Annotated in this window: 13 protein-coding genes and 1 tRNA gene; 9 read left to right on the top strand and 5 right to left on the bottom strand. The window is 73.1% G+C overall.

Features of this window, described 5'->3' with window-relative positions; translation table 11 throughout:
- The 3 genes from VIG76_RS10355 to VIG76_RS10345 form a co-directional block, all read right to left on the bottom strand.
- On the bottom strand, positions 1 to 731 hold a 731-nt coding region (locus VIG76_RS10355), incomplete at its 3' end, for a DUF222 domain-containing protein (protein WP_331953798.1).
- Positions 732 to 921: 190 nt separating this feature from the next.
- Positions 922 to 1,830, bottom strand: a complete 909-nt coding sequence (locus VIG76_RS10350; RefSeq protein ID WP_331953797.1) for a DMT family transporter — start codon at positions 1,828 to 1,830, stop codon at positions 922 to 924.
- A 485-nt stretch (positions 1,831 to 2,315) separates the two neighbouring features.
- Positions 2,316 to 2,400: transfer RNA gene (locus VIG76_RS10345), tRNA-Leu, on the bottom strand.
- Between the two features lie 100 nt (positions 2,401 to 2,500).
- On the opposite strand from VIG76_RS10345, the gene mgrA reads away from it, so the two are divergent.
- From mgrA to VIG76_RS10315, 6 genes are all read left to right on the top strand, one after another.
- Positions 2,501 to 3,523: an L-glyceraldehyde 3-phosphate reductase gene (gene mgrA / locus VIG76_RS10340; RefSeq protein WP_331953796.1), complete on the top strand. Its 1,023-nt coding sequence runs from the start codon at positions 2,501 to 2,503 to the stop codon at positions 3,521 to 3,523.
- 45 nt (positions 3,524 to 3,568) lie between these two features.
- Positions 3,569 to 4,378 (top strand): DUF427 domain-containing protein, encoded by an 810-nt coding sequence (locus tag VIG76_RS10335; protein WP_331953795.1) that lies wholly within the window; start codon positions 3,569 to 3,571, stop codon positions 4,376 to 4,378.
- A gap of 20 nt (positions 4,379 to 4,398) precedes the next feature.
- Complete coding sequence (locus VIG76_RS10330; RefSeq protein WP_331953794.1) at positions 4,399 to 5,694, top strand: M20/M25/M40 family metallo-hydrolase; 1,296 nt, start codon at positions 4,399 to 4,401, stop codon at positions 5,692 to 5,694.
- A 109-nt stretch (positions 5,695 to 5,803) separates the two neighbouring features.
- Positions 5,804 to 6,796: a pirin family protein gene (locus tag VIG76_RS10325; protein WP_331953793.1), complete on the top strand. Its 993-nt coding sequence runs from the start codon at positions 5,804 to 5,806 to the stop codon at positions 6,794 to 6,796.
- Positions 6,797 to 6,831: 35 nt separating this feature from the next.
- Positions 6,832 to 8,013 carry an MFS transporter gene (locus VIG76_RS10320; RefSeq protein WP_331953792.1) on the top strand — a complete coding sequence of 394 codons (1,182 nt, stop codon included), beginning with the start codon at positions 6,832 to 6,834 and terminating at the stop codon, positions 8,011 to 8,013.
- A 58-nt stretch (positions 8,014 to 8,071) separates the two neighbouring features.
- Complete coding sequence (locus VIG76_RS10315) at positions 8,072 to 9,607, top strand: CoA-acylating methylmalonate-semialdehyde dehydrogenase (protein ID WP_331953791.1); 1,536 nt, start codon at positions 8,072 to 8,074, stop codon at positions 9,605 to 9,607.
- Between the two features lie 88 nt (positions 9,608 to 9,695).
- Here the strand turns inward: VIG76_RS10315 and VIG76_RS10310 are convergent, their stop codons facing one another.
- Together VIG76_RS10310 and VIG76_RS10305 are read right to left on the bottom strand one after the other, a co-directional pair.
- Positions 9,696 to 10,520 (bottom strand): endonuclease domain-containing protein, encoded by an 825-nt coding sequence (locus VIG76_RS10310; protein ID WP_331953790.1) that lies wholly within the window; start codon positions 10,518 to 10,520, stop codon positions 9,696 to 9,698.
- A gap of 375 nt (positions 10,521 to 10,895) precedes the next feature.
- A complete protein-coding gene (locus VIG76_RS10305) occupies positions 10,896 to 11,819 on the bottom strand; it encodes a PAC2 family protein (RefSeq protein WP_331953789.1) in 924 nt (307 codons plus the stop codon).
- 114 nt (positions 11,820 to 11,933) lie between these two features.
- On the opposite strand from VIG76_RS10305, the gene VIG76_RS10300 reads away from it, so the two are divergent.
- The 3 genes from VIG76_RS10300 to VIG76_RS10290 are packed head-to-tail and all read left to right on the top strand — an operon-like array spanning position 11,934 to position 14,583.
- Positions 11,934 to 12,605: an HAD family hydrolase gene (locus tag VIG76_RS10300; protein WP_331953788.1), complete on the top strand. Its 672-nt coding sequence runs from the start codon at positions 11,934 to 11,936 to the stop codon at positions 12,603 to 12,605.
- On the top strand, positions 12,602 to 13,576 hold the full coding sequence (locus VIG76_RS10295) for a tRNA (adenine-N1)-methyltransferase (RefSeq protein WP_331953787.1): 975 nt from the start codon (positions 12,602 to 12,604) through the stop codon (positions 13,574 to 13,576). The genes VIG76_RS10300 and VIG76_RS10295 overlap by 4 nt, the downstream gene beginning before the upstream one ends.
- Before the next feature lie 17 nt (positions 13,577 to 13,593).
- The gene (locus tag VIG76_RS10290; protein WP_331953786.1) at positions 13,594 to 14,583 is read left to right on the top strand and encodes an FKBP-type peptidyl-prolyl cis-trans isomerase; all 990 of its coding nucleotides are present in this window, start codon (positions 13,594 to 13,596) and stop codon (positions 14,581 to 14,583) included.
- Position 14,584 lies beyond the last annotated feature (1 nt).

Here is a 14,584-nt window from a genome sequence, read left to right as displayed (position 1 = left end):
GCGTGGTCGTACTGGGCCTTGGTGCGGTCCTCGCCGACTTCGTGCCATTCGGTGTCGTCGTCGCAGTCCTCCGCGGGCTGCTGCTTCCACTGCACACCCCGCCGGTTGGCGTCGAAGATGGCCCGTAGCAGCGCGGTCTCTTCGGTCGCGGTCAGCAGCACTGAGCGGGTGATCCCGTCAGGGCCTTCGATCCCGACCTTCACTCCCCGGTTCCGGTGGGCGGCGTCCTCGGCCGGCTTGGCGCCATCGGGGTCGAGGCGGGCCTGCCACACCTCGGCCTGCACCCGGAGCAGATCCGGTGACGTCGACGCCGCGTTCTCGACGAGGGCCTGCTCGGCGATCTCGAGCTCTTCCGCATCCGCCCGTCGGGCGATCGACCCGAGCGCGTCGACGATGACGTGGGCGGCGTCGACGGTGATCGTGCCCGCTTGAAGTGCGGCGCCCACGTGTGCCCACCTGCCGGGCAGCTCTTCGCCTTGCATGGACAGTCGCGACCGGACCCGGAGGCCAAGTGCGGTGCGCTTCCTGGCTTCCCGTCCGCTGATCAAGAGTTCGCGCGCGAGGAGGTCCGTGGCGTCTCGTTCGCCGGAGCGTCGGGCGAGTCCGTGCTCGCCGAGCTGCTCCCTGGACCGCCACGCGATCTCGCCTGCGATCGCGACCCGACGGGCGTCGACGAGCCGGCCCAAGGCTTCCCAGGCCTCGGCGTCCTCGAGCAGCTGCCGGTCACCCATCCCCGCCGGTCTGCACGGGAACTCGCCGACGACGGTGGTCGCCTGCCCGAGAGGTCCGTGGTTCTGCATGCGCACATCGTGACACCGGCCACCGACACTCCCCAGCACTCGAGACACGCGACCGACCAGGGATTCGTTCTCCCCGACAACCCCGGTGAAAGGCCCCTGTGGAGGAGAGGATCCCGCGGAGTCACGCCGCGCCGGACGGCTCCTGCTCGAGATCGGGTTCGGCGATCCGCCGGCGGCGCGGCGCCAGCGAGCCGAGTGCCACGCCCGCGAACACGAGCAGCCCGCCCGCGATCTCGGGCATCGTGAGGCGGGCGCCCATCGCCACCGAGATGATCGCGGTGAAGACGGTGATGAGGTTCAGTGACAGCCCAGCGCGCCCCGCGGGCACGTGCTTCGCGGCGAGGTTCCAGAGCGCGTAGGCCCCCACGGACGGCAGCAGCGCGATGAACAGCAGCGCCTCGACGGTCGGCGCCTGCGTGGGCCAGTGCGCGCCGGTGAGCAGTGCGACGGGTGCGAGCAGCACGGCGGTCATGGCCGCCTGCACGCCGGTCGCGGCGATCGGCGGCGCTGCGAGCGACCGTCCCGCGATCGTGTAGAGGCTCCACACCACGATCGCGCCGACCATCAGCAGGTCGCCCTCGTTCGGCGTGGTCGAGAGGATGCTCGCGATCCGGCCGTCCGTGATGACGAGCAGCACGCCGACCAGCCCGAGCACGAGCCCCGCGGCCGCGGCCACCCCGATCCGCTCGCGGAGCAGCACGGCGGCGAGCACCACCATGACGGCCGGATTCGCGGCGTTGATGAGGGAGGCGGAGAGCGGCGTCGTGAACTCGAGCGCGCTGTAGAGGAAGAGCGTGTAGCCCGCGACGCCGAGCACCGCCAGCAGCAGCAGGCGCGGCCACTCGACGAGCACGGGCCGCCACCTCGGCCGCTCGATGAGCTGCGCGAGCAGCAGCAGGGGGAGCGCGGCGAGCAGCCACCGGAACCAGGTGAGCGCGACCGGATCCATCGCGTGCACCGCGGCTCCGCCGACGACGTAGTTGCCGGCCCAGAGCAGGGCTGCCGCCACGAGCGCGAGCGTCGCCTTCATCCGTCGTTCGCTCCCGAACCGGTACCGCCCGTCGGAGTCGCCGAGGGGGACGACCAGGCTACGGGACGGCTCAGGCCGTGGTCGCGGCCATGACGCGACCGAATCGCTGCCGCGCAGGCGCTCCGCGCCGTACCCCGCTCCGTCCACCGTTCGGGGGACAAGTGGAACGATCGGTCTGCCCGTGCGACCATGGGTCAATGCCGGTTTGGGGAACCGTGCTGCTCGCCGTTCTCGGAGGGTGGCTCCTGCTCAGCGTCGTCGTCGCGCTCGCCGTCGGACGAGCCATCAGGATCGCGGACGAGCGATCGCCTCGGATGTCGCGCGCCCGTCTCAGGAGAGCCACTCGGCACCCCGCTCGCGACCGGGTCGACGTGGGCCTCAGGGAGGCCGGGCAACGGCGTGACCGGCCGAGGTAGCACGCGGCCGCGCCGCCCCGAAACGGCAGATCCCCGGCTCCGCTTCCGCAGGAGACCGGGGATCGTGTGTGTCCGAGGGGGGACTTGAACCCCCACGCCCGATAAAGGGCACTAGCACCTCAAGCTAGCGCGTCTGCCATTCCGCCACCCGGACAGGGTGCGCCTTCCGGCGCCGGAGGAAGACATTAGCACGGGGTCGGAGGCCGGTTCCGACGCCCACGCGGGGGCCCGGCGCGCCATGCCAGGCTGGATGCATGGCCTACGAACCCGCCCCGAACCGCTACGACGACTTCCCCTACCGCCGCACCGGACGCAGCGGCCTGCTGCTGCCCGAGGTGTCGCTCGGCCTGTGGCACAACTTCGGTGACGGCACCCCGATCGAGACGCAACGGGCGATCCTCCGCCGCGCGTTCGACGCCGGGGTCACCCACTTCGACCTCGCGAACAACTACGGGCCACCCTACGGATCCGCCGAGTCGAACTTCGGGCGGATCTTCGCGCAGGACTTCAAGCCGTTCCGCGACGAGCTCGTGCTCTCGACGAAGGCCGGCTACGACATGTGGGCGGGCCCCTACGGCGACTTCGGGTCGCGCAAGTACCTGCTCGCGAGCCTCGACCAGTCGCTGAAGCGGATGGGCCTCGACCACGTCGACATCTTCTACTCGCACCGCGCCGACCCGGACACGCCCCTCGAGGAGACGATGGGGGCGCTCGCGACGGCGGTGCAGTCCGGCCGCGCCCTCTACGCCGGCATCTCGAGCTACTCGCCCGAGCGCACCCGGGACGCCGCGCGCATCCTGGGCGAGATGGGCGTCCCGCTGCTCATCCACCAGCCGTCGTACTCGATGCTGAACCGCTGGATCGAGAAGGGCTTGCTCGACACCGTCGACGAGCTCGGCGTCGGGGTCATCGCCTTCTCGCCGCTCGCGCAGGGCCTGCTGACGGACCGCTACTTGCAGGGCATCCCCGAGGGCTCCCGCGCCTCCCGGGTCGAGTACATGCAGTCGATGATCACGGACGAGGCGCTGGGCCACGTTCGGGCGCTCAACGAGATCGCGGCCGGCCGCGGGCAGTCGCTCGCGCAGCTCGCGCTCGCGTGGGTGCTCCGCGACCGACGGGTCACGAGCGCCCTCATCGGCGCCTCCAGCGTGCAGCAGCTCGACGACAACCTCGCCGCGGTGCGCAACACGACGTTCACGGACGACGAGATCGCGGCGATCGACGAGCACGCGATCGACGGCGGCATCAATCTCTGGAAGCGCTCCAGCGACGTGTAGGCCGTCCCGCGTGCGCGGGGGCGACCCTCGTGCCAGCATGCGCGTATGGCGGTGCAGCTGGAGGACCGGGCGTGGCGGGAGCTGAACGAGACGCGGGTCGCGCGGTCGCCCTGGCGGCTCCGCGGCGTCGACGGGGACGAGGCGGTGATCGACACCCGCCGCGCCCTCCTCGTGTGGGAGCCGCGCCGCGTGACGCCTGCGTTCGCGGTGCCGGAGGAGGACGTGCAGGCGGCGGTCGAGCTCGTCGGGGCGCCGCGACCCCTCACCCGCGGGGAATCGGCCCGCCCGGTGCTCGATCCGAGCGTCCCGTTCGACGCGCACACCGCCATGGGGGAGGCGCTGCGGATCCGCACGGCGGCCGGCCGCGAGGTCGACGCGTTCCGGATCGAGGACCCGCAGCTGGAGGGCTTCGTGGTCGTGGACTTCGACGGGCTGGACTGGTTCGAGGAGGAGACGCCGCTCGTGGCGCATCCGCGGGATCCGTACCACCGGATCGACGTGCGCACGACGGGCGCGCACGTCGTCATGTCCCTCGACGGCGTGGTGGTGGTCGACACGGCCGAGGCGCGGCTGCTCGGCGAGACGATGCTGCCGCTGCGGTGGTACGTCGAGGCGAGCGCGGTCCGGGTCCCGCTGGAGGCCAGCACCACGATGACCGCCTGCGCCTACAAGGGCCGCGCCGCCTATCGGTCCGCGCGGATCGGCGAGCGGCTCGTCCGCGACCTGTTCTGGACCTACGAGCATCCGCTGTCCGACGGTCGCGACGTGCAGGGCCTCCTCGGCGTCTACGCCGAGCGGCTCGACGTCGTCGTCGACGGCGTCCCGCAGGCCCGGCACGGACTCCTGCGCCCCTGACGGCCGGTTAGCGTGATCGGGTGACCGACGAGCTGAGCCGCACCGCCCGCTTCGCGCAGGACCTCATCCGCTTCCCGAGCGTCAACTGGGGCAACGGGCGCAGCGACGGCGAGACCGAGGCCGCCGGCTATGTCGAGGCGGAGCTGCGGCGGCTGGGGCTGACCACGCGGTCGTTCGAGCCGCAGCCCGGGCGCGTGTCGGTCGTCGCGCGCGTCGAGGGGGAGCGGCCAGGGCCGGCGCTCGTGCTGCACGGCCACACCGACGTGGTGCCGGCGGACGCCGCGAACTGGTCCGTCGACCCGTTCGCCGGCGAGATCCGCGACGGGATGCTCTGGGGCCGCGGCGCCGTCGACATGAAGGACATGGACGCGATGATCCTCGCGTCCCTCGGCGCGATCCTCGAGTCCGGGCGTCGCCCCGCGCGGGACGTCGTGGTGGCCTTCTTCGCGGATGAGGAGGCCGGTGGCGTGCACGGCGCGCACTGGCTCGTCGACCACCACCCCGAGCTGTTCGCGGGCGCCACCGAGGCGATCAGCGAGGTCGGCGGCTACTCCACCGACCTGCACGGGCGCCGGGCCTACCTGCTGCAGACGGGGGAGAAGGCGCTGCTCTGGATCAAGCTGACCGCGCGGGGACCGGCGTCGCACGGATCCCGTCTCGTCAAGGACAACGCGATCACCCGCCTGGCCGAGGCGGTCGTCGCGATCGGCCGCCGCGACTGGCCGATCCGGCTCACCGAGACGACGCAGGCGCTCGTCGACGAGCTCGGCCGGCTGCTCGATCTGGACCCGGCGACGGTCGGTGCCGACGCCGTCGTGCGCGAGGCCGGAGCGGCGAGGAGCTTCATCCTGCCGACGCTTCGCACGACGACGAACCCGACCGTGCTCGAGGCCGGGTACAAGCACAACGTCGTCCCCGACGCGGCGAGCGCCCTCATCGACATCCGCACCCTCCCCGGGCAGGAGGAGGCGGTGCTGCAGGAGGTGCAGGAGCTCGTCGGCGCCGACATCGAGATCGAGACCGTGCACACGGACATCGGTCTCGAGAACCCGTTCGACGGCCCACTCGTCGAACGGATCGTCGCGCTCCTCGGCGAGCACGACCCGGGCGCCCCGGTGCTCCCGTACCTGATGTCGGGCGGCACCGACAACAAGTCGCTCGCGCAGCTCGGCATCCGCGGCTACGGCTTCGCGCCGCTGCAGCTGCCGCCCGAGCTCGACTTCCCGGCCATGTTCCACGGCGTCGACGAGCGCGTGCCGCTCGCCGCCCTCGACTTCGGCACCCGCGTCCTCACCGACCTGCTCCTGACCTACTGACCCATCGCGCCGTTCCGGAGAAATCGCGCGACACGCCGCCTCCGGCGCCTTCGGCCCGGGGTGTCGCGCAGGAACTCCGGAACGGCGCGATGGTGGGAGGATCCTGCGCATGAGCGTGACCGAGCGGAATCCCGTGCTCAGCGAGGGCGGACCGGCGGATGGGGGCGGAGTCCGCGGCACCGAGGTGCTGCTGCCCAGGGAGGTGCCGCTCGGTGGCCCCCGCGCGATGCTCGTGAACCGCACCCTCCCGCAGCGCAGGCGCTCCCTGATCGGCGCCTGGTGCTTCGTCGACCACTACGGCCCTCATGACGTCCGGCCGGGGAAGCCCGCGATGCAGGTGCCGGGGCATCCGCACATCGGCCTGCAGACCGTCACGTGGCTGTTCGAGGGCGAGGTCGAGCACCGCGACACGACGGGCACCGTCGCGGTCGTGCGGCCCGGCGAGGTGAACCTCATGACGGCGGGCGCCGGCATCGCGCACTCCGAGTACTCGCTGCCGACCACGACGCGCGTGCACGGCGCGCAGCTCTGGGTCGCCCTGCCCGACGGCGCGCGGACGGGGGAGCGGGCGTTCGAGCACTACGTCCCCGGGGTCCTGCACGTCGACGGCGCCGAGGTGCGTGTCTTCCTCGGCACCTGGCTTGGCGCGTCGGCCACGCCGCACACGTACACCCGCCTGCTCGGCGCCGAGGTCCGGGTGGCCGCCGGCACCACCTGGCGCGCGCCGCTCGATCCGGCGGATGAGGTCGGCGTGCTCGTCGACCTCGGCTCGGTCACCGTCGACGGCGTGCGGGCCGAGCGCTCTCAGCTCGTGGCGCTCGCCGCGGGCACCGGCGAGCTCGTCCTGACGACGGGCGACGAACCCGCCCGCGTGCTCGTGCTCGGCGGGGAGCCCTTCGGTGCGCCGGTCGTGATGTGGTGGAACTTCGTCGGCCGCGACCACGACGACATCGTCGCCGCCCGCGCCGACTGGCAGCGGCAGGTCGACGAGCAGCGCGCCACCGGACACGCGGACGGCCGGTTCGGCCCCCATCCGGACGCCTGGGACGACGTGCTCGCAGCCCCCGAGCTGCCGACCGTGCGGCTGAAGCCCCGCGCCTAGAGCAGCGCTGCCCGCCCGTCGGGCAGGATGCTGCGGTGCCGGACGCGAACGACGAGCGGATCGGCTTCGGCGCAGCGCTCGGGCTCGGCGCGCTCGTGCTGGCCACGTTCGTCGCGGTGACGACGGAGGTCGTCCCGGTCGGCCTGCTGCCCCAGCTCTCGCGGGCGTTCACGGTGCCGGAGTCGGTCACCGGCCTGCTCGTGACGGTCTACGCGGCGCTCGTCGCCGTGCTCGCCCTCCCGCTCACGCGGCTCACGGTGCGCCTGCCACGGAAGCCGCTGCTCGTGGCGACGATCGTGCTCTACAGCGCCGGGAACATCGTGATCGCGCTCGCGCCCACGTTCGCGTTGCTCTGCGCTGGGCGCGCGATCGGCGGGATCGCGCACGCCCTGTTCTTCTCGCTGTCGTCCGCCTACGCGGCAGCGCTCGTGCCGCAGCGGCTGCAGGGCCGGGCGCTCGCGATCGCCGCCTCCGGGGCGTCCCTCGGCTTCGTGCTCGGTGTGCCGCTCGTCACCTCGATCGGCGCGGCCGTCGGATGGCGGGCGGCCTTCGGCGCGCTCGCGGTCGGCGGGTTGCTCGCGGCCGTCGTCACCGCGTCGGCGCTGCCGTCCAGGACCGACTCCTGGACGTCGTCGCGGGGCGCTCGCGGCCGCCGCAGCGCGCTGGTCGGCGCCGCTGCGGTGGACGCCATCGCCTTCTTCGGGCACTACGCCCTCTACACGTTCATCGCGCGGGTGCTCCTCGACGCGAAGGTGCCCGAGGCCGCGATCGGTGCGGCGCTGTTCCTGTTCGGCGCGGGCGGGGTCCTGGGGCTGTGGCTCGCGGGGCTCGTCATCGATCGCCGCCCGCGAGCCGGCTTCCTCGCCGCGCTGCTGCTCGCCGCGGCGGCGACCGCCGCGCTCCTCGTGCTCGGCGCCGCGCCCGCCGGCACGCTGACCGCGGCCACCGTCTGGGTGGTCGGGTTCGGGGCGATCCCGGTCTTCTGCACGGCTGCATGCCTCCGGGCGCATGCGTTGTCCTCGGACCTTTCGGCTGCCGTCAACAACGCCGCGTCGAACGCAGGCATCGGGCTCGGGGCCGCGGTCGGCGGCGCTGCCTTCGCCGCGGCCGGCGTCCCGGCCGTGATCGTGCTCGCGGCGGCCGCCTTCCTCGTCGCCGCGCTGCTCGTCGTGGCCCTGCGCGACGCCTTCCCGGTGCGGCCGCCCCACCGCGCCTGAACCCCGGTCCGAGTGGGATGCTGGGCGCTGTGGGCGCATCCCGCCCGGAAGGAACGTCATGACGATCACCGCCGATGCCACCGATCTCACGACCACGGAGGGCGCCGCCCTCGTCCCGCACTGGATCGGCGGATCGCCCGCGCCGGGCACATCCGGCCGCACCGGCGACGTCTTCGATCCAGCCGTCGGCGTCGTGACGAAGCGGGTCGCGTTCGCGTCCGAGGAGGACGTCGCCGCCGCGGTCGCCGCCGCGAAGGCCGCGTTCCCCGAGTGGCGCGCCACCTCGCTCGCGAAGCGCCAGGCCATCGTGTTCCGGTTCCGGGAGCTGCTCGAGGCGCGGAAGGGGGAGCTGGCGGAGATCATCACCTCCGAGCACGGCAAGGTGCTCTCGGATGCGTTGGGCGAGATCTCCCGCGGCCAGGAGGTCGTGGAGTTCGCGACCGGCCTCGCGCACCACCTGAAGGGCGAGTACGCGGAGCAGGTGTCCACGGGGGTCGACGTCTACTCGGTCCGGCAGCCGCTCGGCGTGGTCGGGATCATCAGCCCGTTCAACTTCCCGGCGATGGTGCCGATGTGGTTCTTCCCGATCGCGATCGCGGCCGGCAACACGGTCGTGCTGAAGCCGAGCGAGAAGGACCCCTCGGCGGCGAACTGGCTCGCGGCGCTGTGGCAGGAGGCGGGCCTGCCGGACGGGGTCTTCAACGTGCTGCACGGGGACAAGGTCGCGGTCGACGGCCTGCTGGCGCATCCGGACGTCCGCTCGATCTCGTTCGTCGGCTCGACCCCGATCGCGCGCTACATCTACGAGACGGCCGCGCAGCACGGCAAGCGGGTGCAGGCGCTCGGCGGGGCGAAGAACCACATGCTCGTGCTGCCGGACGCGGACCTCGATCTCGTCGCGGACTCGGCGATCAACGCCGGCTTCGGCTCCGCGGGGGAGCGGTGCATGGCCGTCTCCGTCGTCGTCGCGGTCGAACCCGTGGCCGACGACCTCATCGCCAAGGTGAAGGAGCGGATGGCGGCGCTGAGGATCGGTGACGGCCGCCGCTCCTGCGACATGGGCCCGCTCGTGACGAAGCAGCACCGCGACAAGGTCGCCTCCTACGTCGATGTCGCGGTCGAGGACGGCGCCGAGGTGGTCGTCGACGGCCGCGGCATCGAGGTCGACGGCGACCCGAACGGCTTCTGGTTGGGCCCGACCCTGATCGACAGGGTGCCCACCTCCTCGCGCGTCTACACCGAGGAGATCTTCGGCCCGGTGCTCTCGGTGGTCCGCGTCGCCTCGTACGACGACGGCGTCGCGCTCATCAACTCGGGCGCCTTCGGCAACGGCACGGCGATCTTCACCAACGACGGGGGAGCGGCCCGCCGGTTCCAGAACGAGGTCGAGGTCGGGATGATCGGCATCAACGTGCCGATCCCCGTCCCGGTCGCGACGTTCTCGTTCGGCGGCTGGAAGCAGTCCCTGTTCGGCGACACCAAGGCGCACGGCGCCGAGGGCGTGAAGTTCTTCACGCAGCAGAAGGCGATCACCGCCCGCTGGCTCGACCCCGCCACGCACGGCGGGATCAACCTGGGCTTCCCGCAGAACTAGGCGCGCGATCCTCAGGATCGTGCGCGGTCTGCAGGACGGCGCGCCGCGTCGCGTCCTGCACACCGATCGCGATCCTGCAGACATCACGTCACGTCGCGAGCGCGGTGAGGATCGCTGACATGACGCCCGGCCAGTCGTCCATGACCTGCTGGTATGTGAAGCGGAGGGTCCGGTACCCGGCGCGGGCGGCTGCGGCGTCCCTGGCGCGGTCCACGGCGAAGCGCTCGCCGTGCCACTCCCGGCCGTCGAGCTCCACGATCAGGCGCCCTTCGAGCAGCAGGTCGACCCGCCCGACGCCGGGGATCTCCACCTGCGGCACGACGCGGACGCCGGCGAGCTCGAGCAGGTACCGCGCCGCCGACTCGATGCCCGACTCGCAGCGGCCGTCCGCCCGTCGCACCACCGCCACGAGCGGGCCGGGGAGGCGCTCGCGGAGTGCGGCGAGGTCAGCCGCCCGGATCCGGCGGTGGTGCAACGCCGAGTCGACGAGGCCGATCGCGAACTCGGGAGCGAACGTCAGCAGGACGTGCTCGAGCACGAGCAGGATCGGCGCGATCCGAGTGAGTGCGGACACCGGCGGGAGCGACTCGCCGATCCAGTGCACGCGCACCGGCGCGTTCCCGAGGGGCGCAGAGGGATCGTCCGGATGCCGCAGCCGCGAGGCCGTCGCCGGCACGGCCACCGAGAGCAGCTCGTCCTCGGGTGCCCAGATCTTGAGCGCCCGGGCGGCCGTCGCGCCCGTCGCGACACCGCCCACACGGACAGCGCGGACGACGTCCGGGTCCGCCGAAGGGAGGTGGAGGTGCCCCTTCCGGGCGACCATCAGACGCCCTGCGCGGACCTCCTCATCGATCCACCGGCGGGAGCGCCCGTGCGCCAGCAGCTCACCCGTCGTCCAGAACATCCGTTGCATGCCCAGGAGGATGCGCGACCCGGCGCCCGCCCGACCGGGGATGTGCGGACAGGGCGCCTCGAGCTCCCGTCGACCGGCCTGTGGAGGAGCGGACGCCCGATGCTTCCGGTCGGGGTTCAACCGCGATCAGCCGTCCCATGCGGGCCAGGACGCTTGAACGTTCTGCAGGCTGCCGGGCGATCTGCAGGACCCGACGTGGCGCGCCGTCCTGCACACCGTCCGCGATCCTGCGGAACGCACCGCGGACCGCCCTGCGGAGCCGACGACGCGTGAACGGTCTGCAGGATCCTGCGCGGTCTGCAGGACGAAGCGCGGCGCGTCGTCCTGCAGAGACCGTCCGCGGTCCTGCAGAACGCACGAGCTCGCGGGCTCGGGTCAGCTGCCGGGGCGCCAGGGCGGGCCGTCGTCGCGACCCTGCGGGCCGTCGCCGCGGCGCAGGTAGCGCTCGAACTCGCGGGCGATGGCCTCGCCGCTCGCCTCGGGGGAGTCGACGGTGTCGCGCGCCTTCTCGAGCTGCTCGATGTACGCGGCCATGTCCTCGTCCTCGTTTGCGAGCGCGTCGATGCCGCTCTCCCAGGCGGACGCCTCCGACTCGAGGTCGCCGCGGGGCACGTGGATGTCGAGCACGCCCTCCAGCTTCTCGAGCAGCGCGAGGGTCGCCTTCGGCGACGGGGCGTTGTGCACGTAGTGCGGCACGGACGCCCAGATCGAGATCGACGGGATCCCGACCCGCGCGGCGGCGTCGGAGAGGATCGAGAGGATGCCGACCGGCCCCTCGTAGGTGCTCTTCTCGAGGTCGAGGGCGGCGCGCACCTCGGCGTCCTCGCTCGAGGCGAAGGTGGAGATCGGCCGGGTGTGCGGCACGTCGGCGAGCATCGCGCCCAGCATGACGATGCCCTCGACGTCCGCGACGAGCGCCGCGTCGACGATCTCCGCGACGAAGCCGCGCCAGCTGCGCGACGGCTCCGTCCCGAGCAGCACGAAGAGGTTGCTGCGGTCGATCCGCTCCTCGGGCACGGTCGGCACCTCGGGGGCGACCCCGCGTGTGCGGGTGCGCCGGGCGGGGCCGTACATCGTCGCGCCGGGCCAGGTGATGCGCTTCTCGCCGTGCTCGTCGACGCCGACGACCGGCCGGTTGAACTGGTAGTCCATGTACAGCTCGGGGTCGACGTCGAGCACCGGCACGAGCGGCAGCGCGTCGCGGACCATCCGGACCGCGTTCGTCGCCGCCTCTCCGGCGTCGTTCCAGCCCTCGAACGCGACCACGAGGATCCGTCCGCGCTGGAACCGCTTCGTCATGGGCACCGCCACCGCTTCCGTCGCTCCGGCCCGCGCGGGCCGGGCTGCCAGACTACGGCTCGGCCCGTGGCGGCCCCCCGGTGTTCGCTGTCCGCGTGGCTATCGTGGTCCCTCGTGCCCATCGCTCCCGCTGCCGTGCTCTGGGACATGGACGGCACCCTGGTCGACACCGAACCCGAGTGGATGGCCGCAGAGACGGCCCTGCTCGCCCGCTTCGGCCGCCCGTGGACGCGGCAGCAGGGGCTCGCCCTGGTCGGCAGCGGGCTCGAGGACGCGGCGGTCGTGCTGCAGCAGCACGGCGCCGAGCTGTCCGTGCCGGAGATCATCGAGACGCTCACCGACCACGTCGTCGACCGGCTGCGGATGCACGTGCCGTGGCGGGCCGGCGCGCTCGAGCTGCTCGCCGAGCTGCGCGACGAGGACGTGCCGACGGCGCTCGTCACGATGTCGATCCGCCGGATGGCCGAGGCCGTCGCCGCGGCGATCCCGTTCCGGGCGTTCGACGTGATCGTCTCCGGCAGCGACGTCGCGCACCAGAAGCCCCATCCGGACCCGTACCTGCGGGCCGCCGCACAGCTCGGGGTCGACATCATCGCGACGGTGGCCATCGAGGACTCGCCGCCCGGGCTCGCCTCCGCCGTCGCGTCCGGCGCCGCCGCGATCGGCGTGCCGCACACGGTGGCCCTGCCCGACGGTCCCGCGTGGACGCTCTGGCCCACGCTCGCCGGCCGCACCCTCGCCGACCTCACCGGGGTGCTCGCCCTCCGCGACGCGGTGCAGCGATGACCGGCGTCTTCGCGCCCGGCGACCGGGTGCAGCTGACCGGCCACAAGGGCCGCCGCAACACCATCACGCTCCAGCCCGGCGCGGTCTTCACGACCCACCGCGGCTCGCTCGCGCACGACCAGCTGCTCGGGCAGCCGGACGGATCCGTCGTCACCGGCTCCGATGGCACGGTCTACCTCGCGCTGAAGCCGCTGCTCACCGACTACGTGATGTCGATGCCGCGCGGCGCCGCGATTGTCTACCCGAAGGACGCGGGGCAGATCCTCGCCGCCGGCGACATCGCCGAGGGCTGCCGCGTCGTCGAGGCCGGCGTCGGCAGCGGCGCCCTGAGCCTCTGGCTGCTGCGCGCCGTCGGCCCCTCCGGCCGGCTGCACTCGGTCGAGCGCCGCGCCGAGTTCGCGGCGATCGCCGCGGACAACGTGGCGGGCTTCTTCGGCGAACGCCCCGACCGCTGGAGCCTCACCGTCGGCGACCTCGCCGACGTGCTGGACGCCGGTGAGGCGGATGCCGCCGACCGCGTGGTGCTCGACATGCTCGCCCCCTGGGAGTGCGTGCAGGCGGTGGCCCGCGCCCTCGCGCCCGGCGGCGTCGTCGTCGCCTACGTCGCGACGGTCCCGCAGCTGAGCCGGTTCGTGGAGGCGCTCCGCGAGTCCGGCGACTTCACCGAGCCGCTCTCCACCGAGACCATGGTGCGCGGCTGGCACGTCGAGGGCCTGGCCGTGCGGCCGGACCACCGGATGGTCGCGCACACCGGCTTCCTCGTCACCTCCCGCCGCCTCGCGCCGGGCGCCGAGGCGCCCGAGCTACAGCGCCGCGCGTCGAAGGGGTCGTTCGCCGACGAGGACCTCGAGGCCTGGACGCCCGGCGCCCTCGAGGTGCGCGAGCAGAGCCCGAAGCGGCTGCGCAAGACCGCCAGGCAGGCCGCCGAGATCGCCGACGCCAGGTCGGCGCAGCCGGGGGCACCCGCCTGATCTGGCAGGATGCTGCGGTGCCGCTGACCCGCCCGCTCCGCCTCGCCGCGGCGCTCGCCGCCGCCGCACTGCTCTCGGCCGGTCTCGCCGGCTGCTCCGCGAAGGAACCCGGCGGATGCACGCCGGGCGCCACCGCGGGCTCGGGCAGCGACTCGGTGAAGGCGGCCGGCGCGTTCGGCACGACGCCGACCATCTCCTTCAGCACCCCCCTGCACGTCTCGAGCACCGAGGTGAGCACCCTCATCCCGGGCAGCGGCGCGGGGATCGTGCCGGGGCAGGAGCTGGTCGCCGATCTCACGATCCTCGACGGCACCACCGGCAAGGTCGTGACGAAGACCGACTACACCGGCAAGGCCGACGCGACCGGCAGCACGGGGCCCGCGACGATCGTGGTGGGCAAGTCGCTCCCGTCCGAGGGGCTGCGCAAGGCGCTGCTCTGCGCCCAGCCGGGGGAGCGGCTCGCCGCGGTGCTGCCGCCGAACCAGGGCTTCGTTCCCGGCAGCCTCGGCGCCGGCGTGGCCACGTCCGACTCGGTCGTGGTCGTCGTCGACGTGCGCAAGACGTACCTCGCCCGTGCGAACGGCACGAACCAGGTCATGGGTGACGGCCTCCCCGCCGTCGTGCTCGGGCCGGACGGGCGCCCCGGCATCACCATCCCGGCGGCTCCCGCCCCCAAGAAGCTGGTCGTGGCGGACCTGAAGAAGGGCTCCGGTGCGGTCCTGAAGAAGGGTGACACGGCCGTCGTCCACTACACCGGCGTGCTCTGGGACCCGAACAAGACGGTGTTCGACTCGACCTGGAAGAACGGGGCGCCGACGGCCCTGCCGCTGAAGACCGGGTCCGGCGGCGTCGTGAAGGGCTTCGTGTCCGCGCTCGCCGGCCAGCGGGTCGGCTCCCAGGTGCTCGCGGTGCTGCCGCCGTCGGAGGCGTACGGGGCGACGGGAAGCGGGTCCGTACCGGGCAACGCCACCCTCGTCTTCGTCGTCGACATCCTGGGCAAGGCCTGAC

This window comes from Amnibacterium sp. (assembly GCF_036559085.1).
GTDB lineage: Bacteria > Actinomycetota > Actinomycetes > Actinomycetales > Microbacteriaceae > Amnibacterium.
Note: the sequence above shows the minus strand (reverse complement) of the source record. Positions and strands in the feature narration are given on the sequence as shown.